This is a genomic window from Nostoc sp. DedQUE09, assembly GCF_034530915.1.
In the GTDB taxonomy this organism is placed as follows: domain Bacteria; phylum Cyanobacteriota; class Cyanobacteriia; order Cyanobacteriales; family Nostocaceae; genus Nostoc.
The window spans coordinates 62,074-88,425 of sequence record NZ_JAVRCE010000013.1; the positions used below are offsets into that span (position 1 = coordinate 62,074).

Below are 26,352 nucleotides of genomic sequence, written 5' to 3' on the forward strand. Positions count from 1 at the left end.
GGATATAATATGCAATTAATCTCTAAAGAGGAAATCAAGACATTAATAGAACAGCCAAAAGGAAATTGTGTTTCCATTTATATGCCAACGCACCCAGCCGGGCCAGAAGTGCGACAAGATCCAATTCGCTTTAAAAATTTGGTCAAAGAAGCAGAGGCTCGTTTAATTGATGCGGGTTTGGAGGAGAAAGATGCGATCGCATTGTTAGAAAAATCCCAGGAAATTGATACCCAAGAGTTTTGGGAGCAAATAGGAGAGCAAGGGCTGGCGATTTTTATTTCTGACAATATTTTTCGCTATTATCCCCTGCCAATTGATTTTCAAGAGTTGGTTGTGGTTACAGACCGCTTTCACATCAAACCACTGCTACCAATTTTAAATGGCAATGGTCGCTTCTATATCCTGGCTTTGAGCCAACAAGATGTTAGGTTCTTTGAAGGAACACGCTACAACGTCAAAGAGGTAGAAGTAGAAAATCTGCCTAAAAGTCTAGATGAAGCTCTGCAAAGAGATGATACCGCTAAAGAAGGTCAGTTTCGCATCGCAACATCGAAAGGGGGAACCTCCAATTCTTTTCAGCAACCAGGTACGTTTCACGGACAGGGAAGCCCTGACAGGGATAGACGCCAAGAAGACATCCTCCAATTCTTTCAAATTGTTGATCGCGCATTATACGAGAAACTGAAATTGCAAAAAGCGCCTTTGGTGCTGGCTGGGGTAGAGTATCTCTTGCCTGTGTATAGACAGGCAAATACTTACCAGCATTTAATGGATGAAGCTATCACTGGTAATCCAGAAATTCTCAGTGCCCAAGAGTTACATGACCAAGCTTGGCCGATTGTTGAGGCTGATTTCCAAAAGTCACAGCAAGCAGTTTTGGAGCAATTTCACGAATTGTTTGGTGGTGATACTGGTAAAGCATCTAACAACCTCCAAGAAGTTATCTCAGCAGCTTATTACCAACGCGTGGATTCATTACTAGTTGCAGTTGGTCAGCAACAATGGGGTTTATTCGATCCAACCTCAGAAACGGTTTATTTGCACCCAGAAAAAGAAGCTGGTGATGAGGATTTGTTGGATTTTGTGGCTGCTCATACTTTATTAAACGGTGGCACGGTTTACGCTGTTCCTTTTGAAGAGATTCCATATAGCACAGCCGTTGCGGCAATTTACCGATATTGACATTTTGATGGTGTTGTATAAAGTTGAATCTGCTATATACAACACCATTGATGATTACTAGAACACCGATTCAGTAATCGCAGAAGAAAAGAAAAATCAACCCAGAATGAAGTAAATAATGGAAGATAAAATAGAGAAAACGCTTACTAGACAACACTTATAGCAATAAACAAGCTTGGAGGGAGATTTAATAAAGTCTCAAGGAGAGGCATAACTAAAATTGTTGTAAATTCAGGTAATAAATGTGCATTACCAACAGTGAATTTACGTATGCGACCCCAGATATGGCAACCGCCGATAGAGCTATCGGCATTAGAGCAAAGTATTGTCAAGCGAATTAAACGAGCAAAGCTGTTTACGTTCTTACGGCAATATCGCCATCAATTATTTGATGAGGAATTTCAACAAGAACTGAGCAAGCTGTATGCAGATTCTGCCAAAGGGCAACCACCAGTACCACCAGCACAGTTGGCGTTAGCAACCATCTTGCAAGCATATACAGGGGCAACAGAAGCAGAAGCAATTGAAGCGTTGGTTATGGACAGACGTTGGCAACTGGTACTCGATTGCATAGATTGCGAAAAGGCACCTTTTTCGCAGGCCACTTTGGTGAGATTTCGCAGTGCGCTGATTATCCAAGGACTTGACCGTAGGCTGATTGAAAGAACCGTAGAATTAGCCGAGCAAACGAAAGGTTTTGGTTCAAGACAGTTACGTGCAGCATTGGATTCCAGCCCGTTGTGGGGAGCATCAAAGGTAGAAGACACATATAATTTATTGGGTCACGCGCTCAAAAAAGCGATTGGCGTGATAGCTAGCCAGCAGGGGCGGGAGCTGGTAGAGGTAGCTAACGATATTGGCGTGGATATAGTAGCCAGTTCCAGTTTGAAAGCGGCTTTAGATTTAAATTGGGATGACCCAGACGAGAAAAATTTGGCCTTGGGGATTGTACTGGATGCAATAGATCGAGTTGAAACTTTTGCACAAGCACAACCTGAAAATGTTGAACATCCTCAAGTTCGCAGAGCGTTGTCAACCGCCAGGCTGATTGAAGCACAGGATGTGGAAGTAGATGCTGATGGTGAAATCAAACTACTCAAAGGGGTTGCCAAGGAACGACGTATTTCAATCGAAGACGAAGAGATGAGGCACGGGCGTAAAAGTAAAAGCCAACGATTTGATGGTTATAAGCGTCATGTCTTGCGTGATTTAGACAACGGTTTGGTTCGCGCTGTTGGAATCACAAGAGCGAATGTCCCTGAAGCATCTGTGACAGATGCAATTGCTACTGACTTGAAACACCAGCAAGTAAATCTGGTTGAGTTACACATTGACCGTGCTTATCTCAGTAGTTCCTTGGTTCAAAACAGAAGCGATGAACTGACTATTTACTGTAAGGCTTGGCAAGTAAGAAACGGTAAGAAGTTTACCAAAACTGCTTTTAGCCTGGATTGGGACAATCAGACTATTTCCTGCCCAAATGGGGTTACTTTACCTTTTAGCGTTGGTGGCAAAGTTCAGTTCCCCAAAAATATTTGTACAACTTGTCCACTAAGAGAACGCTGCACTACTTCTAAGTCTGGACGCAGTGTTTCGATTCATCCTGATGAACCATTATTCCAAGAATTAAAACAACGCCAATTAACTCCTGCTGGCCGTGCCAAGCTCAGAGAACGTGTTGCTGTTGAGCATTCTTTATCTCACATTGGTCGATGGCAGGGGGAGCAAGCTCGTTATGTTGGTTCTCGCAAAAATCTCTTTGACCTTCGCCGTATCGCCGTTGTTCACAATCTTCATGTCCTTGCCAAAATTTTTACTCACACTACTGAGCAGTCTATTACTTTATCGTAATTACTGAATCGGTGTTCTAGTCGCTCCTTTATCAGTCAATCTCTAATCGGTTTAGCTCTTTTGAGTGCAACGGCTGTATTTACCCAGGCTGCAACAGCAGAAACAATAACTGGGCAATCGGGGAATGTGCGAGCAGAAATATCCTACGAAAAGCCAGAGGAATATCAATATAAAAATGTCCGGTTGAAAATTATCCGAGCGGGTAAAACTGTTTTGGATCAAAAACAGCTGCAAGAAAATGAATATGACAGACCTCTGGGGAATATATCTGGAAAAGAAAATAACTTACCAGTGCGAGACTTGGACGGTAACAAAGAACCAGAAATAATTGCCGATTTCTATACAGGTGGAGCGCACTGTTGTACTTATTCATTGATTTATCGCTATGACAATAAATCCCAAAAGTATATTAAGATTCGTCATGAATGGGGCAATGGTGGCTATCAACTTAAAGATGTAGACAAAGATGGACTGCCAGAGTTTGATAGTCGAGACGATCGCTTTGCCTATGCTTTTACAGCTTATGCTGCTTCTGGCTATCCCCTTCAAATTTGGCGTTATCGCCAAGGTAAAATGGTCGATGTGACCCGCCGCTATCCAAAATTAATCTCCAATCATGCCTCAGAGCTATGGCAAACTTATACCCAGGCAAGGCAACAAGGCGATGATGGCAAGGGCTTTTTAGCAGCTTATTTGGCAGATAAATATCTGCTAGGTCAAGGACAGGATGGTTGGAAGCGAGTGCAACAAGCTTATAAAAAAAGCGATTGCACCAAATTCTTCGCCGATTTACGAAAGTTTTTGCGCGAAACCGGCTACATTAAATAAATTAGCAGTGAGCAATTAATTCATAACTTTTAACTAATGAAGTTTTCGACGTGCGGCTGCTAAAATTATGCGTTGTTCAGCACGAGCGATCGCTTCATATGTTCGCTCGACTGCTTCCGGTTCAACAGAAATAGAAGTAATACCCCATTCCACTAACTTATCGATGATTTCTGGATAGAGGGCTGGTGCTTGACCGCAGATTGAGCAAGGTATATCGGCACTTTTAGCCATTTGGATCAGTTGAGCGATCGCACTCATAACTGCCGGATGACGCTCATTAAATACTTTTGCTAGCTGTCCTTGTTCTCTATCCACTCCTAGCAATAATTGGGTCAGGTCATTTGTACCAATAGAAATTCCGGCTGCGCCTGCTTTGACATATTCTGGTAGTAAAAACAAGACGCTTGGCACTTCTGCCATCATCCACAATTGAAACTGTGACACCTCAGTTAAAAGAGCTTGCTCAACTTTGCGACGGCAAAAGACAAATTCTTCCACAGTTCGCACAAAAGGCAACAGTAGATTGACATTGTTGTAGCCAGCTTGCTGAACACTTGCCAAAGCTTGCAGTTCCAAGTCAAATACGGCAGAATTTCGTAAATAGCTAAAGGTGCCGCGTTCACCTAACATTGATTGTGGCGAAGATTCTAAACTATCACGCAATGATGGTAAATCTTGCGATCGCCAATCTAAAGAACGATAAAAAACTGGTCTTGGTGCAAAAGCACGAGCAAATTGCATAATCTGCTCAGACCATAGCTCTAACAATTCTGCCTGACGCCCACTTAAAATCCAACTATTAGGATGTTGCCCGTTCAATATATTTAGTACCATCAATTCGGAACGCAACAATCCCACTCCATCCACAGGCATGTTTTGCACTTGTTCAATTAAAGTGGATTGACTCAAGTTAACCAGCAGTTGGGTAGCAATCATAGGTAGATGAGACGTAACAGCAGGATGAGGCGCTTTCGGGTTGGAGTGATGGGAAAAAAGAAGATTTTCTTCTTTTCCTTTCTCCATCTCCTCCTTTGAGTCTCCTTTGATGCGATAAACTTCTCCTCTGTCGCCATCAAGCAGCAATCGTTCGCCAGTTTGGATTAAAGTTGTAGCAGAGGTCGCATTTACTACTGCTGTAATACCTAATTCTCTAGCTAGAATTGCCGCGTGACTGGTTAATCCCCCTTGTTCTGTGATAATACCACCAACTTGTTGCAATAATGGCAACCAATCAGGTGTGATCGTTGGTACTACTAAAATTACTCCTTTAGGTAGTTGTTCGGGTTTCTGTTGCGGATTAATAATTACCAACGCGGTAGCTACAACACGTCCCCCTGCTGCTCCTAGTCCCTTCATGAAGTGTGTGTGGGAAATTAATTTTGAAGGACTCACTTGTGTTATGTAGAGCTTGCCAGATGTCGTTTGTTGAGTGATAGTCCATTTAATGGTAAAGGTTTTACCTAGTTCGCTTATCAGTTGAGTTCCCAGAGCAATTATTTGTTGTAAGTATTCTTCTTGTAAAGAGTACTGTTTTTGTTGTGCTTCTGGAAGCATATAGGTAATCAGACAGGTATGATCTGGTGTTAACGCTGAGTTCGGCATGGGTTGCAAAAAAACTCCAGAGGCTGCATCATCAACGCCATAAGCCAGCATTTTATTGCCCAGTTGTTGCTCAAGCACAACCCCACTTCCCGGTTGAATGTAGTAAACATCTGGCTGTACTTCGCCAAGAGCGATCGCAATTCCTAATCCCAAAGTAGCTTCAATTTCCCAGCCAGAGGCATTGGTTGTGAGCGAACCACTGGCGATCGCATTTTCAACAGGTTGCACCAAAACTGCGAGATTAATTTGTTGCAGATTAATTCCTAAGTGCTGCCAATATAATAGACTCCGGGCCCGAAATATTTGACTCCAGGTACGCTTTAGAGCCAGTGCGATCGCTTCCGGTTCACATCGGCAAAATACCGACTCTAGTAAACCCGATATATTGTTGTTTATACCTGGCGTAGCAGTTGATACTGCCAAGGAAGGTCGAAGAATCAAACAGCTAGTTTGCCATTCTCTAGCGGCTTGGAAAATTGGACTCACCCACTCCTGGGTTACAGTCGCAGTCAGAATTTCTTGGCGCAAGCGACTAGCCACCTGCTGAAGTTGACGCCAATTAGTGACATCCAGGTGTAGCGAAGAATGGGGTAAGTCAGCTACTAATGATTCTGAACTATTGAGATTTTCGAGAAATTGCCGCAAAATTTCTGTCGAAACTACAAAACCAGGCATTACCGGATAGCCACGCTGGATAATTTTGCTCAAGTAAAAGGCTTTGTCACCTACTTTGGCACGGTCTTGTAGTTTAATTTGATCTAGCCAGTAGAGTTTATTCACTCAATTTGTTAGTTGTCTATTTGTAGGCACAGCCATTTCTTTTTGGTATGTTATCAGGTTAATCCACTGACTTCTGAATAAAAAGTACTCAGGCCTGACAGCAGTTTTCTTTTGCATGAATTACAAAGTTACGGGTTTTGAAGCAGGATACAGGAGAATTCATAATTCAGGAGTTAGAAGTAAAACAGGCTTTACATCTGGCTTTGAGACGAATCGTTGTGTACTTAAGTAACTGGAAATACGCTATATAGCTAATTTGCTCGAGTTGTACATGGTGGTATCATATTTAATTATTGAGTGTATGGGTTAAACAACTTAAGGTATAATTTTGTTGCTCAGTCATTTTAAATAGCTAAAAAACTATTTAGTAAACTGAAAATTTATGCAATCGGCCACGGGGCGATCGTTGCCACAATTTCATAATGCAAATCAATGCAAATCTCCATTCATTGACCAGAATAATATCTTATTGAAAAACAATCCTAATAATGGAAAATATTAATTCTCAGTTTCAAAACCATTCCTAAATTGATAGAATCAAAATACGAAATAGGCTATTGCACTACACCCATTGGATTAAACTCCATTAATAAAACATTAGAATAGTTTTGTACTATTTTTATAAAATATTACGATTTAACCCAGTATATAGAATTCTCCATATCAGACTAAACATTGTCAAACACTTACTACCTTGCAACTAATGATTGGCTGAATATCAGCTTCCGGCTATGTATTGCATTGCTGGTTGGAGCAATCATCGGCTTAGAACGTCAAATTAGGCGCAAACCAGCGGGTTTAAGAACTCACATGCTAGTGAGTTTAGGTTCAGCCTTATTTACCTTGATAATCATGCAAACAGAGGGACTACAAAATAGCCCTGATGCACTTAGCCGTGTGATTCAAGGGATTGCAGCAGGTGTAGGATTTCTCGGTGCTGGAGAAATTGTGCGTCAATCTTCCCAAGAATCACAGCAACTTGAAATTCACGGACTCACCTCAGCAGCGGCTATTTGGGTTTCGTCTGCATTGGGAATTGCTGCTGGCTGTGGTTTATGGCAGTTAGGATTAATCAGTGCTATCGTGACTTTTTTGGTTCTCAATGTTTTTAAAAGGTTAGAAAAACATCACAAAAAATCAGAGTAGAGGTATACAGATGGACGCTATAAATCCCCGGATGAAAATGTCTTTAAATTAATTTTTAATTGTTAATTCCCCTGCTTTCACCAAAAGAATTTGGGAGGACTTCAACCATTGGGAATCAAAAGAACCTAAGTGAGTGGTAGTAATCAGGGTTTGAAAGCGGTCTTGAATGGCATCAAGCAATTGATTTTGGCGGGATAAATCTAGTTCGGCAAGAACATCATCCAGTAATAGTAATGGTGGCTCTTTGACGACTTCTTCAATTAATTGTAATTCGGCTAATTTTAAGGCTAAAACCAGCGTTCGTTGTTGACCTTGAGAACCATATTGGCGTGCGGGTGTCTGGTTAATAGTTAATTCTATTTCGTCTCGATGCGGGCCGACAAGAGTCGTGCCTTGGTGCATTTCAGCAACGGCTCGCTGCTGAATTTTTGCTAAAAAAGCTTGCTGTACTTCTTCTGGATGGTTATCCTCTAATGGAATATTCGGCACGTACTTAATTTGTAGAACTTCTGTACTACCGCTAATACTGCCGTGCCAGGTGGTCGCAATGGGAGCTAATCTTTGGATGGCGCGATCGCGTCGTCTAATTACTCTAGTTCCTGTGGTCGCTAACTGTGCATCCCACACCGCTAGTTCTGAGTACTCTGTATCCAGTGCTGAGTCTTGAGTTTTTTTTAAAAAGGCATTGCGCTGGCGTAACACATGATTATACTGCTGCAAAATGTGAGCATAAACTGGTTCCAGTTGAATTAATAGTGTATCTAACCAGTTGCGGCGACCTTCCGGGCCGCCACGTACTAGTTCTAAATCCAAGCTGGAAAATTGGACTGCATTCAGAACGCCGAGAAAATCCATTTGACGGCGGATAGATTCGCCATTGAGAGCAACACTACGGCGACCATTGCGGCGCAAAGTTAAGGTCAAGTCACTAACACCTGTTTGTCGCTCAAGGGTGGCATCAATTTGGGCTATGGCTTCCCCTTCTTGAACTAAATCGCGATCGCGGGTCATTCGGTGCGATCGCAATGTTGCCAGCAACTCCACCGCCTCCAACAAATTTGACTTTCCCTGAGCATTATTACCTACCAAAATTGTTTTGGCAGCAGTAAACTCAACATTTTGGTCTTGATAATTGCGAAATTGTCGGAGGTTTAGAGTTTTTAGGTACATAACGAAAAGTTAGGAGTGAGGAGTTAGAAATTATAAGTGAGGAGTGAGGAATTTTAAGTTTTGAGTTGTGAATGCAAAATGTTCTTCAACTCATAACTCCTAACTCCTAACTCCTAACTCCCAACTCCTCACTTTTTCAAACGGCCTTCTTGCCCATAATCCGCAAAAATATCTTCTCTGCTTCAATCCACACAAACATTAAGGCGCTAAAGCCTATACAAACCCCCAATTCTTGCATATTCAGGTAGTGAGTACCAAAGAAATCTCGCAGGGGTGGAACGTAAACTAGCATTAGTTGCAAAATCGTGGTGACGACAACAGCCGCTAGTACAAATATATTAGAGAAGGGATTCATCTCGATGGCCAGTCGGTTGTTAGAGCGAATGGCGATCGCATGACCCATTTGGGCAAGACACAAGGTAGTGAATACCATTGTCTTCCAAGCATCCCGATTTCCTTGATACCCAGCAGCATGGGTATGTTGATAAGCCCACCACATTAAGGCAATGCTGATAATGGCAAAGATGATCCCAATGCGAATCATGTAAGAACCCAATCCCCTAGCGAAAATACTTTCGCGGGGGCTAAAAGGCGGACGTTTCATTACATCTGGTTCTGGAGGTTCCACAGCTAATGCCAAAGCTGGTAAACCGTCTGTCACCAAATTCATCCAGAGAATTTGCAAGGGGGTAAGGGGAACGCCTCCTAAACCAATTAGGGGTGCAGCTGCAATGGTGATAACTTCACCGATGTTACTGCCCAGAATGTATTTAATAAAGCGGCGAATATTGGTGTAAACAACTCTACCTTCCTTAGTGGCGCTGACAATGGTAGCAAAATTGTCATCAAGTAACACCATGTCACTGGCTTCTTTACTGACATCAGTGCCAGTAATGCCCATTGCAATACCGATATCGGCTTGTTTGAGGGCTGGGGCATCGTTCACACCATCGCCTGTCATCGCCACAAATCGGCCCCGGCGTTGCAGTGCTTGGACAATTCGCAGTTTGTGTTCTGGGGAAACTCTGGCATAGATGCTCACCAGGTCAACGTTTTGCTCTAATTCCTGGTCAGTCATCCGTTGCAATTCTTGACCTGTGAGGACACGATCGCCTTCTTGGGCAATTCCCAAATCGGTAGCGATCGCTCGTGCCGTTAATTGGTGGTCGCCAGTAATCATCACTGGGCGAATTCCGGCTTCTCGGCATTCTTGCACAGCTGCCCTTACTTCTGGTCGTGGCGCATCTAACATTCCCACCAATCCCAGCCATACTAAGCCTTGCTCAGATGCTTCATCCGAACCTTCCGGTGGGATTTCTGCCAGAGGTTTGTAGGCAAAACCTAACACCCGCAAACCTTTACTCGCCATTTGGTCATTTTCTGTCAAAATGTTTTGGCGTTGTGCTTCGGTCAAGGGGGCTGAGTGATTGCCCAAATGAATCTGAGTGGAACGTGCCAAGATTAACTCTGGAGAACCTTTGGTAAACATTAAGTAAGGTTCAGATTGGATCAAGCCAGCGATCGCCGGGTCAACATCTCTCGAAGACGCTTCACCTGTGGCGACTCCCTCCACCTGAGAAATCACGCTCATCCGCTTGCGTTCCGAAGAGAAGGGAAACTCGGCAACGCGAGGTAACTTACTGTTCCACTGGTCTTTTTCGATTCCAGCTTTTCCCGCCAGAGTGACTAATGCGCCCTCTGTCGGATCTCCCAAAATTGCCCATTCACCTTGTTCTTTTTGCAACACTGAATCATTACAAACAGCACAGGCAACAGACAACGCTAAGATTTCTGGAGATTCCTCTAGGGAAATTTTTCGATCATTTAACTGAAAGTCCCCTGTGGGAGTATAACCTTGGCCGGTAACGCGAAAAGTTTTGTTATTGGTGAAAACCGATTGCACGACCATTTTATTTTGCGTCAGCGTGCCGGTTTTATCAGAACAAATTGTGGTTACAGAACCCAAAGTTTCCACTGCGGGCAGTTTACGAATCAAAGCATTTTGGCGCACCATTCGCTGGGTTCCCAGCGCCAAGGTGACGGTAATTACAGCAGGTAAACCTTCTGGCACTACAGCAACCGCCATACTCAAGGAAACTTCCAAGAGTTCTTGGATGTTGCTAAAGCCTCTTGCCTGGATCACACCGCCGACGACAACGATCGCCACGAGAATCAATGAACCCGTAACTAGGACGTTACCCAGTTGAGTCATTCGTTGCTGTAACGGCGTAGGTTCACTTTCCACCGCCTGCAACATGGTGGCAATTTTTCCGAGTTCTGTAGTCATGCCGGTGTTAGTCACCAGAACTTTGCCGCGTCCTTGAACTACTTCAGTTCCTTGATACACGACATTTAGGCGATCGCCTAATGATGTGTCCTCCGGCAATTTTAGTGATGCCTGTTTATTCACCGCTTCGGCTTCACCAGTCAATGCCGACTCACGCACTTGTAAATTCGACTGCTCGATCAAGCGTCCATCTGCGGCTATCTGCATCCCAGCTTCCAGCAGCATTACATCCCCTGGCACTAAATCCTTGGCTGCTATCTCCACCAGTCTACCCTCGCGAATGACTCGCACTAAGGGAGAGGTCATTTTTTTCAGTGCTGCCAAGGCTTTTTCAGCACGGCTTTCTTGGACGTAACCGAGTATGCCATTGAGAATGACAATTGCTAAGATAGCGATCGTATCTTTAAATGGCACTTCACCGGGCTTCAAGCTGCCCGATCGCAAAGCCATCAGGTCTAAAAACCCAGAAATTAGAGCTACGCCAATCAGCATCAACAACATAATGTTCTTGAACTGATCCAGCAGAATTTCCCAAGCACTACGGCCAGCAGTTTCTTCAAGTTCATTGGGGCCGTATTTTTGCAATCTCTGTTGAGTTTCTTGGGGTGTTAAGCCACTGTCTGCATTACTATCAAGCAGGTCTAGCGCTTTATCAACTTCTAAACTATGCCAAACGGCGGCACCTTCAGGCAGAGAATTAGCAGACATCGTGTAGGTCACAGCAAATGGTTACAAAATTTGATCATAATTTAGTGATGGCAGGAATTGCATCTTTTAAAGTTACATTAAGGCGATCGCCCAGTTGTATGAGTGTATATGTAATTCTTAACATTTGTAAATTCCTCCTGTTTTGACATAGTATTATTTCTCACGAAAGAGTTTATCGGAACACATTGTACCGATAATTATTTAGTACCTCGCCGTAAACGTGGCGGTCGAGAACCACTAGATGTACTTGGTAAGAGCAACGCCCATTGTGGGCGGTCTTTTAACTCACCACACTTCATCTACCCCAATCAAGGGAGCCATTGCTAGTCAATGCCCTTCGGGCAGGGAAAAGGTTAAAGGGGAAAGGGGAAAGAGAACCCCATAACTAAAGTTAGGGGCTTGAAGTAAAATGCCTCAATTCTCGCGCAATAGTCTGGAATTGAATCTTTTTCCCCTCCATAAGTAAAGTTTAGGGGCTTGCACCCTTTCCCCTTTCCCCCTTCCCCCTTTCCCCTCTTCGGTCATGTTTCCTCCCCTACCTAAAGGTGAGGGTTTTTTACACTTACCACAAGGTTTTATGAGTTTTGCACTCCCCACTTTGACCGTTAGCCAGATGTTTGGGCAAAAAACAATTCGACCGCTTACTGCCGCTGCCCTGTGTGGCATTACTTTCATTAAAGATAGACTGATTGCTATTGACAGTATAAAAGGGCATCTATTGGAGATCGATCCCACTTCTGACAACAGCAAAATTCTCAATTCCCATCAAGTTGAAGAATTTACCGATGTCATCGGTTTAGCGGCGTGGGATGATACCCTGTGGGTGAGCCGAGAAAATAGTGTTTACTCGTGCAAGCTGAATGCTTTAGGTCTGGAACATTTTGTAACATTGCCTTATGCTGCTGATGGCGTTGCTGTTTGGGAAACAACAGTTTATGTCAGTTGCCAAAGGCTGGGCTACATTCTGGTTTTTGACCGCGAAACACGAAAAGAAATTACCAAATTTTATGCCCCTGGAGTTGGGATAGAGAATTTGGCAGTCAACCAAGAAATGCTATGGATTTGCGATCGCACCGAACAATCAGTTTACGCGATGGACAGAGCCACAGGAGAGTTGCAATTTAGCGTCCTAACACCCTTTGAATGTCCTACGGGCATAGCAATCCATAAAAATGCCGAAACAGGCAAAGAAAGTATTTACGTTGCCTACGCCTCAGAGGAGCCTTATATCCGGGATAACCCCAATGCCGATCCGAGTCATGAGCTAACATTCCGCGATCGCACTTTTATTCATCCTCTGTATTATCATTACGATCCAGATAAGCGTTACGCCCTCTCTAACGGTTATCTGATTGAAATGTCTTATGCTGAGGAAATTGCACCTTTAGACGAAGTTTATTTACCTGATGTCGAATGGCGCATCGCCCTACCATCGGAAACTGAGCGTCAAAAGGTGAAACACGTTGAACCCATTGGTATACCCTTCACCGAAGAAGTGATAGAGGGGCAACGTGTAGCAGTCTTTAAATTTGATTCTCTTGCCCCAGGCGAACGGCATATATTTGGCTGGAAAGCACTTTTGGAAGTTCGCGGTATTAAGTATCGCATTACACCCAGAGATGTGGAAAATACACCCGAACTGTCCCCAGAATTACAAACACGCTACCTAGTGGATGACGACGATTTAGCAATGGATACTACCATTGTTCGCCGTGCAGCCAGAGAAGCGATTGGTTCTGAAACCAATGTGCTACGCAAAATGCACAGCATCCGCAATTACGTTTATGATGAGTTATCCTACGGTATTAAACCTTACATTGATACACCAGATACAGTTTTAGAACGGGGCGTTGGTTCCTGTGGCGAATATGTCGGCGTTTTACTTGCCCTATCTCGTTTAAATGGCATCCCCTGCCGTACCGTAGGCAGGTACAAATGTCCTCCCCATAGTGACTTCGTAGGAGTACCGTTACAACCCGACTTTAATCATGTTTGGCTAGAATTCTACGTCCCCAATTTTGGTTGGTTGCCAATGGAATCAAATCCTGATGATATCGGTGAAGGTGGCCCTTATCCAACGCGATTTTTTATGGGCTTATGCTGGTATCACATTGAAATTGGCAAAGGCATCACCTTTGAAACGGTGACAAGCAAAGGTGCGCGCCTAACTAAAGAAGATATCCCCATCGGTGATTTGGCGATAAATCATATTCGGTTCACAATTCTTAAAGAATTACCGGACTTTTGAAGTAGCGCATTAGGAATTGGGGAAAGACCATGAGAAAGTGAGTAGGGTGTGTTATGCCGTAGGCTAACGCACCTTAATACTGTCTGCTTAACTATTATTTTCGTCTACTTCTAAGCTCTTATTCTCATTCAAGTATTCTTCAAACAATTCAAAAAATTTCTGTAGTGCCTCATGCTCGTCTACAGAATAGAAAAGAATTATTTTAGACCATGACTGACCTGAGTTAATTCCATATTTATCTTCAACCCATGATTGAAAACCTTCAAATTCTCTTTCCTGCTCAGTTGGGAGTATACCAACCTCTCTTTGAGCTAGACTATATCCTCGTAGAAGCATATCTAGCTTAGTAATGGAATTATTACCTAAGTACATTCCAGGTCTTTTCTTAATACTACCCAGAAGCTCATAGAGAGGGCGTACATAAATTTTCAAATCATTCTTAGAATAGTTAAGACTTCTTCCATTCTCATCTTTTTTTGAACTTTCGTCATTTAAAAACCTTTCAAACAGTTCAAAAAAACTATAGAAAGCATTTCTATCACTACCACAGGAAAATATAAGTATCTGATCCCATGATTGTGAAACATTAGTTTTTTCTCTCTTTTGTATCCACTCTTGAAAACGTTCAATTCCAGAACCTTCTCTATCTAATCCCATCTCAGTTCGAGTACTTAAATATCCAATTAGGAATGAATGCAGATAAGTAATTGATGGCTTCTCTAAATACATAACGGGATTTTCTTTAATCTTTTGGAGAAGCGTAGAAAGATTCATCATATTAATGACTCCAATTTAATTTAGGGACTAGAGTGTGCTATGCCGTAGGCTAACGCACCTTAATACTCTCTACTTAACCACTATTTTCATCTACATCTACGCTTTTATTCCTATTCAAGTATTCTTCAAACAATTCAAAAAATTTCTGTAGTGCCTCATGCTCGTCTACAGAATAGAAAAGAATTATTTTAGACCATGACTGACCTGAGTTAATTCCATATTTTTCTTCAATCCATGATTGAAAACCTTCAAATTCTCTTTCTGGCTCAGTTGGAGGTACGCCAACTTCTCTTCGAGCCAGACTATATCCTCGCAAACGCATATCTAGTATAGTAATTGGTGAATTAGCTCCTAAATACATTCCTGGTCTTTTCTTTATATTAGTTAGAATCTCGTTGTAAATATCAAACCGAGGAAACCTCATATCCTCACTAAGCCTTGAAATGCCTTCACTATTTTGACTTTTTGAATCATCTTTCTGCTTTAAGAACTGTTCAAATTCTTCAAAAAACCTATTAAAAGCAGCTCGTTCACTTCCAGAGTAAGAGAGAATTATCTCAGCCCAAGATTGAGTCAGATTAGTTTTTGCTCTTTCTTGTATCCACTCTTGAAACCCTTCTATTCCACAAGAGCCTATTGTAGTAAATCCGAGTGTGATTAGACTACTTAAATACCCAGTTAAGAATGAATGAAGACAAGTAATTGATGGCTTGTCTATGTAGATAACTGGATTTTCTTTAATCTTTTGGAGAAGCGTATAAAGCTTATTCATGCCAGCAACCTCTAATTTGATGAAGATTTATTAATTGAACAGCCACATCGCGCTTTTATTGAAGTCAATCTTTCCTATCATGAGGAGATGAATTATCTGGCAGTGTATCAGCACGAACCACATCGCTAATCCATTCTCCCTCAATATTATTGTTAGAATAATTTGCATAATCATCCCATGTCATGGTGTCGCCAGTTGAGTATTCATAAACGACTCCACGAGTTTGATTATTACCATCTCCATCATTTAAACGAATCCAGGTTACATAATCACCAGATGGAGGATAACCACCACCAAATTCAATACCTGGAGGTTGAGCTAAACTTCTAATTGCCCCTGGTACAGGTCGCCAACTTCGAAAATGATGAGTTACAAATTTGTCGGGAGAACCAGACCTTCTGTAATGTACTGTCTGGTGAAATTTGTAATTATAAAGAACTGAAGGTTGACCTTGTGGCCCACAAACCAAATTGAGTGGATAAAAAGAACAATATCTTTCCTTAGCTTTATTTGGAACCTGCTCATTTTGAGCTTTGCTAATTGCTGTCATTCCGGCAGCCTCGGCAGTAGGAGATAATTCTAAGCCTATAGCAGCACATCCAGCTTGAACAGCACAAGCCTCTGGAGACAACAGCAATGCATAAACAGGTTGAGGTAAAATCCCTTTAAAAATGAGAAGTAAAAGAAACGTCCAAATTCCTACTAATCTAAATACAGATTTCTTTGCAGTTAATCGCACTAGTCTTAACTCCTTACAACCAAAAATAAAAATCAGTGTATCTGACATCTAGGTTGTCTGATAGGAGAAGAAAATCAGGTCAGTAAAAATACGAATATTTAGTAGATTTTTTTGAAAATCGAACCAAGGTAAATAAATAAACTAATTAGCTATTAACTCTTAAACTTCTTAAACTGGGTAATGGATACGATTGATGCTGCTTAAAATCGGCAAACTCACAGATGGAGTTAAATGGGCAAAAGCGGCAGTGAGAACCAGGATTAGGAGGGAATATTTTACTGAAATTACTAGTTTCTTCCTGATATTTTTGCAAATCGTGCTGGTGTTTATGAGCAATATTCGCCAACTCAAATTTTAAGGATTCTAATTCACTACTATTAATACTAATTAACTCTGACTTTTTAGATATTTCTAAATTATAAAATGATGCAACAGCTTCTCGTCCAGGGTAAAGATAACGAGCAGCTAATAAATAAACTAATGCTTGTCGTTTGTCAAAAGCTGATTTACCAGTTTTGAAATCCAAAATATGTAAAGTGCTATCAGACTCAATAAAAACGCAGTCCATAGCCGCGTATAAGCGAAAGCAATAATCTTCTTGCTCAACTACTATCGGTTTAGGAAAGCCTTCATCACCCGGTGTTAATTGGAGAATATCTTTATCCAAAAGCAACGGCGAATCGTGATATTTGTGCAAAATTTGCAGTACGCGTTGCTGGACTTGAACGCTTGAGTTGCCTAATTTTAGTAGCTGGGCAACTCTTTCTACACCATCTGCTTGCTTCAACAGATGCCTGTGATGATGAAACTCGTAAACGCCTTTTTGAGCTAGTATGCCAATCCGCTGAGGCGCGGTGGCTTGGGTTAAAAGCGCTTTGACTTGTGGTTCGTGTTGCCGTGCTTTGATAAACCCCCGTCTCATCTGGCAATGCCAGCGTTCTTGCCCAGTCGCTGGGGCAACTAGAGACCAAAGGTGATAACTGGCAAAAGGTCGATCGGGGGTTGACATTGCTCAGAAACAGTGAGAGAAAATACGGTGGGGAGAAGTTTAAGCTAAGGCTTGCTTAGAAAAGAACTTCGGAGGATACTTGCTGCTACACACGCTTTGCGGGAAGCTTTTATAGTACTGATAATGTACCGGAGCAAGTGGCAAAAATGTCTAGCAAGATAAAATTTGGTACCGATGGATGGCGAGGGATTATTGCCGATGACTTTACTTTCCCCAATGTAAGAAAAGTAACAAGGGCAATCGCCACTTACTTAGAAACAGCCTACACAAAAGATAGACCAGTACTTATTGCCTACGATACTCGCTTTTTAGCTGACCAGTTTGCCCAAACAGCGGCCCAAGTATTAGCAGATTTGGGTTGGACTGTAAAAATTACCGATCGGGATTGCCCTACACCAGTAATTGCCTACAATGCCCGTCACCTAAATTCCGCTGGGGCGTTAATGTTTACTGCTAGCCATAATCCAGCACCCTACTGTGGAATTAAATATATACCCGATTATGCTGGGCCTGCCACTCCAGAGATTACTGATACTATTGTGGCAAATATAGAAGGTGCATCGGATGAGTTGCCTGGGAGCAACCCATCAGGTTCAATTTCAATTTTCGATCCGAAACCAGAGTACCTGAAATTTATCTACACTCTACTTGATGTAGAAAAGATCAGAAGCGCTAATTTAAAGGTAAAGTACGATGCTTTGTATTCTACCTCTCGCGGCTATTTAGATGAAGTTTTGCAACATAGTGGCGTTCAATTAGAAAGTTTCCACGATTGGAGAGATGTTTTATTTGGGGGTGGAATGCCAGAACCCAAAGGAGAACAGTTAGTTGAGTTAGTGGAAGCAGTAGTTCGCGATCAAGCTGATTTAGGTTTGGCAACGGATGGAGATAGCGATCGCTTTGGTATCGTTGATGAACAAGGAAACGTCCTCACTCCGAATACTGTGCTGCTACTCCTAGCACGTCATTTAATCAAAAACAAAGGTAAAACCGGCGCTATAGTCCGTACTGTGGCTACAACCCACCTGCTGGATAATTTCGCTGCTAAAAATGGGCTGCAAATTTACGAAACAGCAGTTGGTTTTAAATACATCGGCGAAAAAATGCGGGAAACTGCCGTATTAATCGGTGGAGAGGAATCAGGTGGTTTGAGTATTATTGGGCATATTCCCGAAAAAGACGGGGTATTAGCCGATATGCTGGTGGCAGAAGCGATCGCCTATGAAGGCAAACCGCTAAGTCAACTTGTTAAAGAAGCGATCGCTGAAGCTGATGGCCCACTTTACAACAACCGCTTAGACTTGCACCTCACAGAAGCGCATAAAACCGCCGTCATCGACTCCTTTACCAAAAATCCACCTACAGAGGTAGCAGGAATTAAAGTCAAGGAAGTGGGGCGTAAAGACGGTATTAAGCTGTATTTAGAAGAAGGTAGCTGGGTTTTATTGCGTCCTTCCGGTACAGAACCCCTGGTGCGCGTCTACCTAGAAACCAACACTCCCGAAAAACTCACCCAAATCGCCCAAGAGTTAGAGAGTGCCATTGCTAAACTAGAGGCAGTAGCAGTTTAATTTGTCTGAGTTAGGAATTAAAAGTTAAAAGTTATGAATTAGGAGTTAAGAGTTGTAAATTAACAATTCTTAACTCCTCATTTCTAATTTTGAGCAAAATATAACTCCTAACTCCTCATTTCGATCAAAGTATGAAAATCGCTCCTTTTTTGACATCTCTAGTTGTAGCAGTTTGGATAATCGCGATCGCAATTATTTCAGTCCAAAATGCCACACCCGTATCGTTAAAATTCTTAACATTCCAATCGATTCAGATACCAATGGGTTTAGTACTAGCTTTTAGTGCCGTTGTCGGGTTAATTGGCATGGCACTGCTACAACCTCTCTGGGGACTTGCTGGTATTAGGCAGAGTAATTCTCGATTAGAAGACGATGCGGAATTTTTTGTTGACGATGAAGATTTTTGAGGTTTGAAGCTTAGTGCAGTATCAAAACATTATTGCAATCGAACCAGGAAAACGAGGTGGTAAGCCTTGTATTCGAGGAATGCGAATTACTGTATACGATGTTTTATCTTATCTTGCCTCTGGGATGACCTACGAGGAAGTGCTTGATGACTTTCCTTATTTGACACAAGAGGATATTTTGGCTTGCCTAAGCTGTACATCTGATCGATAAAGGCTATGAGCGCAACTTATAAAGCAGATTTTAATTTGTGGATTGAGCAGACAGCCCAACTATTGCGATCGCATCACTGGCATGAGGTTGATGTAGAACATCTGATTGAAGAGGTTGAAGGCTTGGGCAAAAGTGAACGGCGGAGTATTGCCAGTCAACTAACTCGCTTACTTTTGCATCTGCTGAAGTGGCAATATCAACCCCAGCGCCGCTCAGATAGTTGGCTCGATTCTATCACCGATTCTCGTACCCAAATTGAGTTAGCGATAGAAGATAGTCCTAGTCTTAAAAGCTATCCTACAGAGCAACTTGAGGAAAGCTATCAAAGGGCACGTCGTCAAGCAGCCAAGCAAACGGGGATAGTTGTATCCGTGTTTCCAGAAGAGTGCCCATATTCTTTAGAGTTAGTGTTAGATGAAAACTGGCTACCGGAAGCAAGCGATAATATTTGATAACTTTATTTGTAACTGTGTAGGTAGTGGCGATCGCGATGAAATAATAAGCCTTTAAGCCTCACACTATATGAAAAAAGCCTGCGTTGTCAGGCTTTTTTAGAAATTTGTGGCAGAGCGATCGCACTGTTATAAAATTAAAATTTCCATTCGTGATTTGGATCATCTAGGGCGGCGCGAACAGAAGTTAAGTTAGCAAGGTCTTTGAAAGGGCTTGATTTAGCTATTTCTGTGATTGAGTTTAAGGTAAGGGCTAGCTGTTCATTATTGCCGGATGCGATCGCATTATCAACGATAACAAATAAGGCGCGAAAGTTTTCTGCACGTTCATCAAAAGAATGATCTAGATATGCCATCAGCAAATCTCGCTGGGCATTAATCTTGGTAATTGTTTCTTTTTCCCAAGCGTCGATTTCTCGTCTTTTTGTCTGTTCTTGTTCAGCAATTATTTTATACTGAGTATAGGCTGAAACCATTTGCTGTAAGCATTCAGCAGGATTGCTAAATTCCTTGACTACTGTGGTAACTTTTTTAGCCGACATTCCTAATTACCTCACAAAGTACGATACTTGGCTTGTATAGTCGCAGTAACAGGATTCAACTGCCCTTCACTATCTAAAACAGGAGTTTTCATGATTTCTGCAAGTGCCTTAACAAAAAGTGCGACTTTTTGAAACTTACTAGCGTCCCTGTTTTTGTCGAATGATGGTAAAGATTCAAGTTCTTGAAGACCTAAAATAGCAGATTTATTTAGATATTCAAATACACTGTGTAACTCATTAATCCGCCGTCTTACTTGTTGCATAAAATCTTTTGCTGCTTCAATTTTAGTGATCGCAGTGTTGACTTCAGCGTTGTACTCCCATGCTTTTGTCAATGCTTTTTCGCCTTCACCAGCAAGCACAAAGCCTCCAATAAGGACAGCAGGGCCAACGGTGATACCACCTAACACAAGAGAACCAAGAGCCATGCCTCCGCCACCGGCAGCTAATGAGCCACCGCCCAGCCATGCTAGAGTTGCATTCCAAGCTGCTGCACCACTAAGTCCTCCTATAAGTGTTCCGGTACTTGCTACTCCTACAGAGGTAGCAAGACTCATTGCACCACCGTATCCTGCTGCTGCTGCCCCAATTGCCTTAGTGCCACCTTTGAAAAACTGTTCAGCTTCTACTGCGGCAGCTTTGTACTCCTTGATCTGCTGAACTGAAATTCCTTCCAACCCTTCTAAAAACTCCTTCTCACTTTGTTTTGCTTTACCGATATTTCGTTCGATAAACTCAACAAAGCGCCCAATTGTACTCATCATCACATCAAGCTGAAGTTGACCATACTCTTCTGCAAGCTCGTTAGTCGTCTCCCAGTCTGCTTTCAACTGACTGACTGCATCTGAATGACGCTTTTGAGCACGTTTACCAATTTCTTTTGCCTCATTCATATTGCCAACACCTTCAGCACCTTTTACTGCTCCGAAAGCAGCGGTTCCTAAAGCAATAGCACCCAAAATCAGTGGAATCATGAAATACTCCTGATTGTGATTAGTATTTGGTGAGTACTCGTCTACGGGTTAAATATAAAAGCGAAGCATCACCTTATACTTATATTTCCCGGAGATACCAACTAATAAACATTCAGAAGGTATAAATTTGATACTGTAATGAATGCAGTTGTCAATCCTTTTCGTGTTGAGTGTGATCGCAGGGAGGCTAACACCTCAATACAATGGACAAGCGATCGCACTCAGCCAGACACTAGAATATTATTCGCAATCTTGTAGAGATGATTGGCGATGAAAATTAAAGCAATAGACAGGCTTGGATATGTTCGAGATCAAGATCGGGAAAATCCTCTAAAATCTCAGAAACACTGACATTCTCAGCCAGCATTTCTAAAATATCACTCACACGAATCCTCATGCCTCGAATACAAGGACGACCACCACACTGACCAGGAGTTTGAGTAATGCGAGTCAACAAATCAACCCTTGAGTTTATGCAAGTATTTTAATATCGGGTACTTTTATTTAACTCTAATTCTGCGATCGCAATTATCCCAGCCTAGCATCTCAGTGTAGCAACAGGGCGATCGCAGTTATCGCATACTAACCCAACAGCACTTAAGTTGGACAGTTTTGGGTTAGTTGTAGCTTCAGATAATCAATGAAATCCAGAATTTCTGTGTCAGTGAGTTGCAGGCGCGATCGCTTGCCATATCTCTGCTGCAAATAATCCCTTCCCTGCTCTGGAGTCCAATTTAACTGGGCTAAATATGTGTCACTTTGAGCTATCAAAACTGCATTAATTTCTGATGCCGTTGTATTAGCAGATATTTGTATTGGCTCTTGATTTAAATTTTGAATTCTATTAATTTTTAAACTGACTCTTTGCCCTAGAGCTTGCCAATCAATTTCATTATGTCCATCCCAACTAACACCTACAGAGCGATAAGTAACTGGATCATAAATATTGCAAAAAACTACATTACTGTTTCCTGGACTAACGGTGATAGTAAATGGATTACGTAGTTCTTCAGAAGTAAGGGCGTCTAAAGATAACAATAAACTTTTAGAAAAGTAAGTATCATTTCCTGATTGGACAATATAAGGTTTGTCTGCTAAAATATGCAAATTTATTTTTTCATCTGGGCCAAATGTATTTTCAACTTTTTTATCAACTTCTATTCCTGTTATTACCCCAGTCAATGCTCTGTCATAAATTGGGATTTGTTTTTTATCGTCAGATAGCATATACCAGCAGTGATCATTGTCTTTTTTGACAAAAACATATTGAGGTCTTGGGACTGCTCCAAATCCTAATTTAACTTCCATATTTTTGATACAGGTTTTAGTAAATATATTTATTGAGGCAACCAGCTTTTACGATTTGTACTGTCAAGCAATGAGTTACTTTATAGATATAATTCCCTAGCCAGGAAGCTAATTAACATAAAGGCAGCGAAAATCACAAAATCTGGTGAATCTATAACAAAGTTTCTGGATCGACACCAAGCGCATTCAACCTTTCAATTAACATTTTCACCTTTTGTTCTGCTTCCACCCGCCGTTGTTCTTCAAAAGCTGTGCGTTCTTCGGCTTCTCTAATGCGTTCTTCTGGTGTCAGCAATTTTTGCCCTTCTTCATCATACCAGTACAGCCACTCCCGCACTATACCTTGATAAATTCCCCGTTCTCGCCCAATTCCTAAACCAATTTCTGGCAGCCAAACAGGATTTCCTGACATTAAGATATATTCCCCATCAACTAAGTGATACACCTCCAAAGGTGTCTTTCTACGCCGAAGCGGACTATATACAACGTAGTACAAAATTCCTAATTCTTTGGCATAGAATTCTTTCTTGGTGCTATATTCTTCTCGATATATTTGGGAAACAACTTCTAGTGCTAAAATTGGCTGCTTCTTTTCTTCCCACAACACATAACTTAGGCGTAAATCCTCATCAATGAAGCGTTTAACTCCTAAGCTGAGAAACCCATCAGGGACGATGGCTGGTTTGTCTGGGTGATAATAAATACCCATATCAACACCAAAGAACCAATCCCAACGATCGCACCATACCAAAGCCAGCGTCGTTTTCAGCAAGCCGGGAATTAAATTTTGGAGTTCATTATCCACAGCAGTATCATCTGAGTCGGGTAGTTCTTCGGAAGATGGCAAACAATGCAGTGGATTGTAGTTTAACATGAGCGGTTTTGCCAAATTTGATTCTAGATAGATTGTAGGTAATCTATTGATGTGTGATGTGCGATCGCAGGGCAAGAATAAAGAACCATTTTTAGTATAAACGTAGCCCGTCCTAAACATCGCCTGTGAATCTTTCTCAGTATTCACAGACTTGTGATTGCAAAATTTTACATTAAATTCATGGTTTTTTGATATTGATTACTAGAATCTCTAACTGACAATAGCAAAAAAGGGCAGGTACAAAACCCGCCCTGAAAGTCATCAATATTTAAACTAAACTAGCGATCGCAACTTAATTACCAATTTTCGGTGCACTCAAAGAAACCTTTAGTACGTCGTCTTTTTGCTGTGCTAATGTCGGCACGGAATCACGCAATCTTGCTGTCAATTGTACAGTTGTCGCGTCATACATTTGAGTCAGCAATTTCGGATACAAACCAATACCAATAATTGGAATTAACAAACCGGCAATGATAAAAACTTCACGGGGTTCGGCATCTATCAAAGCTTGGTGAGAAACTAATTCCTCGTTCTCTTTACCGTAGAAAATTTCTCGCAACATCGACAGCAGATAAATCGGAGTTAAAATTACTCCCACTGCCATCAAGAACACCACAATGACTTTAAAGGTAGAGCTATAAGCATCGCTAGTAGCAAAGCCGACAAAAACCATTATTTCTGCCACGAAGCCGCTCATCCCTGGCAATGCCAAAGAAGCCATTGAACAGGTGGTGAACATGGCGAAAATCTTCGGCATTCTCTGACCGACACCACCCATTTCATCCAACATCAGGGTGTGGGTGCGATCGTAAGTTGCGCCAACCAGGAAGAACAAACTCGCCCCAATTAAGCCGTGGGAAACCATTTGCAACACTGCCCCACTTAATCCCAAATCAGTGAAGGAGGCAATACCAATCATCACAAAGCCCATGTGAGAAATTGAGGAATAGGCAATTTTTCGCTTCAGGTTTCGCTGGGCAAAGGATGTTAAGGCAGCGTAGATGATGTTAACTACCCCCAAAACCACCAACACTGGTGCAAAAAGAGCGTGGGCATCGGGGAGCATTTGGGCATTCATCCGAATTAAGGCATAACCGCCCATTTTCAAAAGAATACCTGCCAATAACATGTGTACGGGCGCTGTTGCTTCACCGTGGGCATCAGGTAGCCAGGTGTGCAAGGGAATAATCGGCAACTTGACAGCGTAGGCAATCAGGAAGCCAGCATAGACGGCAAGTTGGAAATTGAGGGCGAAGTCTTTTAAGGCGAGCGATCGCATGTCAAACGTCACCGTATCGCCGTAAAATCCCATTGTCAGGGCAGACAGCAAAATAAACAGCGAACCGCCAGCGGTGTATAAAATAAATTTAGTCGCTGCATACTGCCGTCTTTTGCCCCCCCAAATCGACAGCAGAAAGTATATCGGTACTAGTTCCAGTTCCCACACCAGGAAAAATAACAGCATATCCTGGACGGCGAACACGGCAATCTGACCGCCATACATCGCCAACATCAAGAAGTAAAATAGCTTCGGCTTGAAGGTGACAGGCCAAGCTGCTAAAATCGCCAGCGTGGTAATGAATCCAGTCAAAATAATTAGGGGCATGGATAAGCCATCTGCCCCTACTGACCAATTCAAATCTAGTTGGGGTACCCAGGGGTAACTCTCGACCAACTGCAAATCTGGATTGGAGAAATCATACCCAGTATAAAAAGCATAAACAATTAGTGCAAAATCTATCAGCCCCACGATGAGGGAGTACCAGCGCACTGTTTTGCCTTCTTTATCCGGGATGATGGGAATCAGTAGTGAAGCGGCTATCGGCAACAGAATAATCGTCGTCAGCCACGGAAAATTAGCTGTATTCATCACAATTCGTCTGCTATCAAAATCATGTTTGGCAAAAAGTCACTAGTTATTAAGTAACAGCTTTTTGAGGATTTCGTCTTCCTCGTTAGGTTGATTTAATTAAATTAGCAATCCCCTATTTGTTCTCTTGGGAGTCTTTTTTGACAGTTGCGGGTGCGGGATGTCTGTTGTGATACTCCCAGTCAAGTCAAAAATTTACCCTAAAAAAGTTGGTAAAATTATAGTTTAGGGGTGCGATGTCTACGACAAGCCGCTTTGCGTCTACGCGTAGCCCAACCCATCGCTAAAAATACACGATGCTGTTTGGTGGTTGTTGAAAAAAGCGATTTGGTACAAAAAAGCATCAAAGGAGAAATAACCATAATGATAATGGCACAAATTAAAAGTCAAATTCGTTATCTCACTAACGTAAATGGAGAAACAACAGATGTACTCGTCCCTATAGAACTTTGGCAACAGCTTATAAGTTCCATAAATTCTGATAACGCCAGTGGTTTAGCTTGGATTGATGAACAAGAGCCAAAAGCACAAATATTAGCCGATTTGCAAGAGTCCCTGCGACAAGCAGCAGCAAGACAAACTTTCCCAGTTTCAGAGCTTTGGGACTACAGTAAACGATTTGATTGAGTTTTTTTAGTAAAATAGACAGGGAAAGTTGATAAAGGAAATTCGATTATGTCATCTCCAGCGATCGCTACTGTAATTAAGATGATGGAATCTTTATCTGAAGATGTGCAAGAAAGAGTTGCAGAACATCTTCGAGAGTACCTAGAAGATTTGCAAGATGAATTGAAATGGAATAAATCATTTAATAAAACTCAACAACAACTGATTACATCTGCCCAATCCGCTAAAAGAGAGATTGCAGAAGGACTTGCAAAACCAATGAACTATGAAAATTTGTGAAGTCTGCAACTCTTCCTTCGTTTTGGGATAAATATCAGTCTCTTGAAAAGCAAGTTAGACAGAGTGCGAGAAAAGCTTATCAGTTATGGAGAGAAAATCCTTTTCATCCGTCTTTGCATTTTAAATGTATAAATAACG

The 26,352-nt window shown here is 42.0% G+C and carries 25 protein-coding genes; 12 read left to right on the top strand and 13 right to left on the bottom strand.

Going from position 1 to position 26,352, the window contains the following annotated elements:
- The first annotated feature begins 9 nt into the window (after positions 1 to 9).
- The 3 genes from RMY27_RS10880 (at position 10) to RMY27_RS10890 (ending at position 3,861) form a co-directional block, all read left to right on the top strand.
- Entirely contained in the window at positions 10 to 1,182 is a 1,173-nt protein-coding gene (locus RMY27_RS10880) for a hypothetical protein (RefSeq protein ID WP_322663040.1), read from the top strand.
- A gap of 270 nt (positions 1,183 to 1,452) precedes the next feature.
- Positions 1,453 to 3,033, top strand: coding sequence for an IS1182 family transposase (locus RMY27_RS10885; RefSeq protein WP_322663041.1), 1,581 nt, complete (start codon positions 1,453 to 1,455; stop codon positions 3,031 to 3,033).
- A gap of 60 nt (positions 3,034 to 3,093) precedes the next feature.
- On the top strand, positions 3,094 to 3,861 hold the full coding sequence (locus RMY27_RS10890; RefSeq protein ID WP_322663043.1) for a hypothetical protein: 768 nt from the start codon (positions 3,094 to 3,096) through the stop codon (positions 3,859 to 3,861).
- Between the two features lie 33 nt (positions 3,862 to 3,894).
- Here the strand turns inward: RMY27_RS10890 and RMY27_RS10895 are convergent, their stop codons facing one another.
- The gene (locus RMY27_RS10895) at positions 3,895 to 6,243 is read right to left on the bottom strand and encodes a putative PEP-binding protein (RefSeq protein WP_322663046.1); all 2,349 of its coding nucleotides are present in this window, start codon (positions 6,241 to 6,243) and stop codon (positions 3,895 to 3,897) included.
- 675 nt (positions 6,244 to 6,918) lie between these two features.
- On the opposite strand from RMY27_RS10895, the gene RMY27_RS10900 reads away from it, so the two are divergent.
- The gene (locus RMY27_RS10900) at positions 6,919 to 7,389 is read left to right on the top strand and encodes an MgtC/SapB family protein (protein ID WP_322663048.1); all 471 of its coding nucleotides are present in this window, start codon (positions 6,919 to 6,921) and stop codon (positions 7,387 to 7,389) included.
- A 48-nt stretch (positions 7,390 to 7,437) separates the two neighbouring features.
- On the opposite strand, the gene recF is transcribed toward RMY27_RS10900, so the two are convergent.
- On the bottom strand, positions 7,438 to 8,559 hold the full coding sequence (gene recF / locus RMY27_RS10905; RefSeq protein ID WP_322663049.1) for a DNA replication/repair protein RecF: 1,122 nt from the start codon (positions 8,557 to 8,559) through the stop codon (positions 7,438 to 7,440).
- Positions 8,560 to 8,695: 136 nt separating this feature from the next.
- Entirely contained in the window at positions 8,696 to 11,554 is a 2,859-nt protein-coding gene (locus tag RMY27_RS10910; RefSeq protein WP_322663190.1) for a cation-translocating P-type ATPase, read from the bottom strand.
- Between the two features lie 577 nt (positions 11,555 to 12,131).
- Between RMY27_RS10910 and RMY27_RS10915 the strand changes: the two genes are divergently transcribed.
- The gene (locus RMY27_RS10915; protein WP_322663051.1) at positions 12,132 to 13,802 is read left to right on the top strand and encodes a transglutaminase family protein; all 1,671 of its coding nucleotides are present in this window, start codon (positions 12,132 to 12,134) and stop codon (positions 13,800 to 13,802) included.
- An 87-nt stretch (positions 13,803 to 13,889) separates the two neighbouring features.
- On the opposite strand, the gene RMY27_RS10920 is transcribed toward RMY27_RS10915, so the two are convergent.
- The 4 genes from RMY27_RS10920 to RMY27_RS10935 form a co-directional block, all read right to left on the bottom strand.
- Entirely contained in the window at positions 13,890 to 14,579 is a 690-nt protein-coding gene (locus RMY27_RS10920) for a hypothetical protein (protein WP_322663053.1), read from the bottom strand.
- Positions 14,580 to 14,652: 73 nt separating this feature from the next.
- Positions 14,653 to 15,351: a hypothetical protein gene (locus RMY27_RS10925; protein WP_322663055.1), complete on the bottom strand. Its 699-nt coding sequence runs from the start codon at positions 15,349 to 15,351 to the stop codon at positions 14,653 to 14,655.
- Between the two features lie 64 nt (positions 15,352 to 15,415).
- A complete protein-coding gene (locus RMY27_RS10930) occupies positions 15,416 to 16,090 on the bottom strand; it encodes a hypothetical protein (protein WP_322663057.1) in 675 nt (224 codons plus the stop codon).
- Between the two features lie 145 nt (positions 16,091 to 16,235).
- Positions 16,236 to 17,099, bottom strand: a complete 864-nt coding sequence (locus RMY27_RS10935; RefSeq protein WP_322663059.1) for a PD-(D/E)XK nuclease family protein — start codon at positions 17,097 to 17,099, stop codon at positions 16,236 to 16,238.
- Positions 17,100 to 17,245: 146 nt separating this feature from the next.
- Here RMY27_RS10935 and RMY27_RS10940 point away from each other — a divergent pair, with 146 nt between their 5' ends.
- The 4 genes from RMY27_RS10940 (at position 17,246) to RMY27_RS10955 (ending at position 19,740) form a co-directional block, all read left to right on the top strand.
- Positions 17,246 to 18,670, top strand: coding sequence for a phosphoglucomutase/phosphomannomutase family protein (locus tag RMY27_RS10940; RefSeq protein WP_322663061.1), 1,425 nt, complete (start codon positions 17,246 to 17,248; stop codon positions 18,668 to 18,670).
- A 131-nt stretch (positions 18,671 to 18,801) separates the two neighbouring features.
- Positions 18,802 to 19,077 (top strand): LapA family protein, encoded by a 276-nt coding sequence (locus RMY27_RS10945; protein ID WP_322663063.1) that lies wholly within the window; start codon positions 18,802 to 18,804, stop codon positions 19,075 to 19,077.
- A gap of 13 nt (positions 19,078 to 19,090) precedes the next feature.
- The gene (locus tag RMY27_RS10950; RefSeq protein ID WP_322663065.1) at positions 19,091 to 19,288 is read left to right on the top strand and encodes a DUF433 domain-containing protein; all 198 of its coding nucleotides are present in this window, start codon (positions 19,091 to 19,093) and stop codon (positions 19,286 to 19,288) included.
- Positions 19,289 to 19,293: 5 nt separating this feature from the next.
- Complete coding sequence (locus tag RMY27_RS10955) at positions 19,294 to 19,740, top strand: DUF29 domain-containing protein (protein ID WP_322663067.1); 447 nt, start codon at positions 19,294 to 19,296, stop codon at positions 19,738 to 19,740.
- 137 nt (positions 19,741 to 19,877) lie between these two features.
- Here RMY27_RS10955 and RMY27_RS10960 read toward each other — a convergent pair whose 3' ends face one another.
- Both RMY27_RS10960 and RMY27_RS10965 read right to left on the bottom strand, forming a co-directional pair.
- Entirely contained in the window at positions 19,878 to 20,282 is a 405-nt protein-coding gene (locus RMY27_RS10960) for a hypothetical protein (protein ID WP_322663069.1), read from the bottom strand.
- A gap of 11 nt (positions 20,283 to 20,293) precedes the next feature.
- Complete coding sequence (locus RMY27_RS10965; protein WP_322663071.1) at positions 20,294 to 21,256, bottom strand: hypothetical protein; 963 nt, start codon at positions 21,254 to 21,256, stop codon at positions 20,294 to 20,296.
- Between the two features lie 142 nt (positions 21,257 to 21,398).
- Here RMY27_RS10965 and RMY27_RS10970 point away from each other — a divergent pair, with 142 nt between their 5' ends.
- Positions 21,399 to 21,530, top strand: a complete 132-nt coding sequence (locus RMY27_RS10970; protein ID WP_322663073.1) for a hypothetical protein — start codon at positions 21,399 to 21,401, stop codon at positions 21,528 to 21,530.
- 3 nt (positions 21,531 to 21,533) lie between these two features.
- Here RMY27_RS10970 and RMY27_RS10975 read toward each other — a convergent pair whose 3' ends face one another.
- The 4 genes from RMY27_RS10975 to RMY27_RS10990 all read right to left on the bottom strand — a co-directional run bounded on the left by RMY27_RS10975 (position 21,534) and on the right by RMY27_RS10990 (position 25,308).
- Positions 21,534 to 21,731 (bottom strand): DUF433 domain-containing protein, encoded by a 198-nt coding sequence (locus RMY27_RS10975; RefSeq protein ID WP_322663191.1) that lies wholly within the window; start codon positions 21,729 to 21,731, stop codon positions 21,534 to 21,536.
- Positions 21,732 to 21,853: 122 nt separating this feature from the next.
- On the bottom strand, positions 21,854 to 22,564 hold the full coding sequence (locus RMY27_RS10980) for a hypothetical protein (protein ID WP_322663074.1): 711 nt from the start codon (positions 22,562 to 22,564) through the stop codon (positions 21,854 to 21,856).
- 151 nt (positions 22,565 to 22,715) lie between these two features.
- Positions 22,716 to 23,438 carry a Uma2 family endonuclease gene (locus tag RMY27_RS10985; protein WP_322663193.1) on the bottom strand — a complete coding sequence of 241 codons (723 nt, stop codon included), beginning with the start codon at positions 23,436 to 23,438 and terminating at the stop codon, positions 22,716 to 22,718.
- A gap of 292 nt (positions 23,439 to 23,730) precedes the next feature.
- Entirely contained in the window at positions 23,731 to 25,308 is a 1,578-nt protein-coding gene (locus tag RMY27_RS10990; protein ID WP_322663076.1) for an NAD(P)H-quinone oxidoreductase subunit 4, read from the bottom strand.
- A 369-nt stretch (positions 25,309 to 25,677) separates the two neighbouring features.
- Here RMY27_RS10990 and RMY27_RS10995 point away from each other — a divergent pair, with 369 nt between their 5' ends.
- Complete coding sequence (locus RMY27_RS10995; RefSeq protein ID WP_322663078.1) at positions 25,678 to 25,935, top strand: hypothetical protein; 258 nt, start codon at positions 25,678 to 25,680, stop codon at positions 25,933 to 25,935.
- A gap of 48 nt (positions 25,936 to 25,983) precedes the next feature.
- Positions 25,984 to 26,214 (top strand): hypothetical protein, encoded by a 231-nt coding sequence (locus RMY27_RS11000; protein ID WP_322663080.1) that lies wholly within the window; start codon positions 25,984 to 25,986, stop codon positions 26,212 to 26,214.
- Positions 26,215 to 26,352: the final 138 nt, after the last annotated feature.

Excerpts from the sequence above, each read along its gene's own strand:
- RMY27_RS10880 (WP_322663040.1), top strand. The coding sequence starts at position 10 with ATGCAATTAATCTCTAAAGAGGAAATCAAGACATTAATAGAACAGCCA.
- RMY27_RS10885 (WP_322663041.1), top strand. The coding sequence starts at position 1,453 with ATGCGACCCCAGATATGGCAACCGCCGATAGAGCTATCGGCATTAGAG.
- recF (WP_322663049.1), bottom strand. The coding sequence starts at position 8,559 with ATGTACCTAAAAACTCTAAACCTCCGACAATTTCGCAATTATCAAGAC.
- RMY27_RS10910 (WP_322663190.1), bottom strand. The coding sequence starts at position 11,554 with ATGTCTGCTAATTCTCTGCCTGAAGGTGCCGCCGTTTGGCATAGTTTA.
- RMY27_RS10915 (WP_322663051.1), top strand. The coding sequence starts at position 12,132 with ATGAGTTTTGCACTCCCCACTTTGACCGTTAGCCAGATGTTTGGGCAA.
- RMY27_RS10920 (WP_322663053.1), bottom strand. The coding sequence starts at position 14,579 with ATGATGAATCTTTCTACGCTTCTCCAAAAGATTAAAGAAAATCCCGTT.
- RMY27_RS10925 (WP_322663055.1), bottom strand. The coding sequence starts at position 15,351 with ATGAATAAGCTTTATACGCTTCTCCAAAAGATTAAAGAAAATCCAGTT.
- RMY27_RS10935 (WP_322663059.1), bottom strand. The coding sequence starts at position 17,099 with ATGTCAACCCCCGATCGACCTTTTGCCAGTTATCACCTTTGGTCTCTA.
- RMY27_RS10940 (WP_322663061.1), top strand. The coding sequence starts at position 17,246 with ATGTCTAGCAAGATAAAATTTGGTACCGATGGATGGCGAGGGATTATT.
- RMY27_RS10945 (WP_322663063.1), top strand. The coding sequence starts at position 18,802 with ATGAAAATCGCTCCTTTTTTGACATCTCTAGTTGTAGCAGTTTGGATA.
- RMY27_RS10955 (WP_322663067.1), top strand. The coding sequence starts at position 19,294 with ATGAGCGCAACTTATAAAGCAGATTTTAATTTGTGGATTGAGCAGACA.
- RMY27_RS10960 (WP_322663069.1), bottom strand. The coding sequence starts at position 20,282 with ATGTCGGCTAAAAAAGTTACCACAGTAGTCAAGGAATTTAGCAATCCT.
- RMY27_RS10965 (WP_322663071.1), bottom strand. The coding sequence starts at position 21,256 with ATGATTCCACTGATTTTGGGTGCTATTGCTTTAGGAACCGCTGCTTTC.
- RMY27_RS10970 (WP_322663073.1), top strand. The coding sequence starts at position 21,399 with ATGCAGTTGTCAATCCTTTTCGTGTTGAGTGTGATCGCAGGGAGGCTA.
- RMY27_RS10980 (WP_322663074.1), bottom strand. The coding sequence starts at position 22,564 with ATGGAAGTTAAATTAGGATTTGGAGCAGTCCCAAGACCTCAATATGTT.
- RMY27_RS10985 (WP_322663193.1), bottom strand. The coding sequence starts at position 23,438 with ATGTTAAACTACAATCCACTGCATTGTTTGCCATCTTCCGAAGAACTA.
- RMY27_RS10990 (WP_322663076.1), bottom strand. The coding sequence starts at position 25,308 with ATGAATACAGCTAATTTTCCGTGGCTGACGACGATTATTCTGTTGCCG.
- RMY27_RS10995 (WP_322663078.1), top strand. The coding sequence starts at position 25,678 with ATGGCACAAATTAAAAGTCAAATTCGTTATCTCACTAACGTAAATGGA.
- RMY27_RS11000 (WP_322663080.1), top strand. The coding sequence starts at position 25,984 with ATGTCATCTCCAGCGATCGCTACTGTAATTAAGATGATGGAATCTTTA.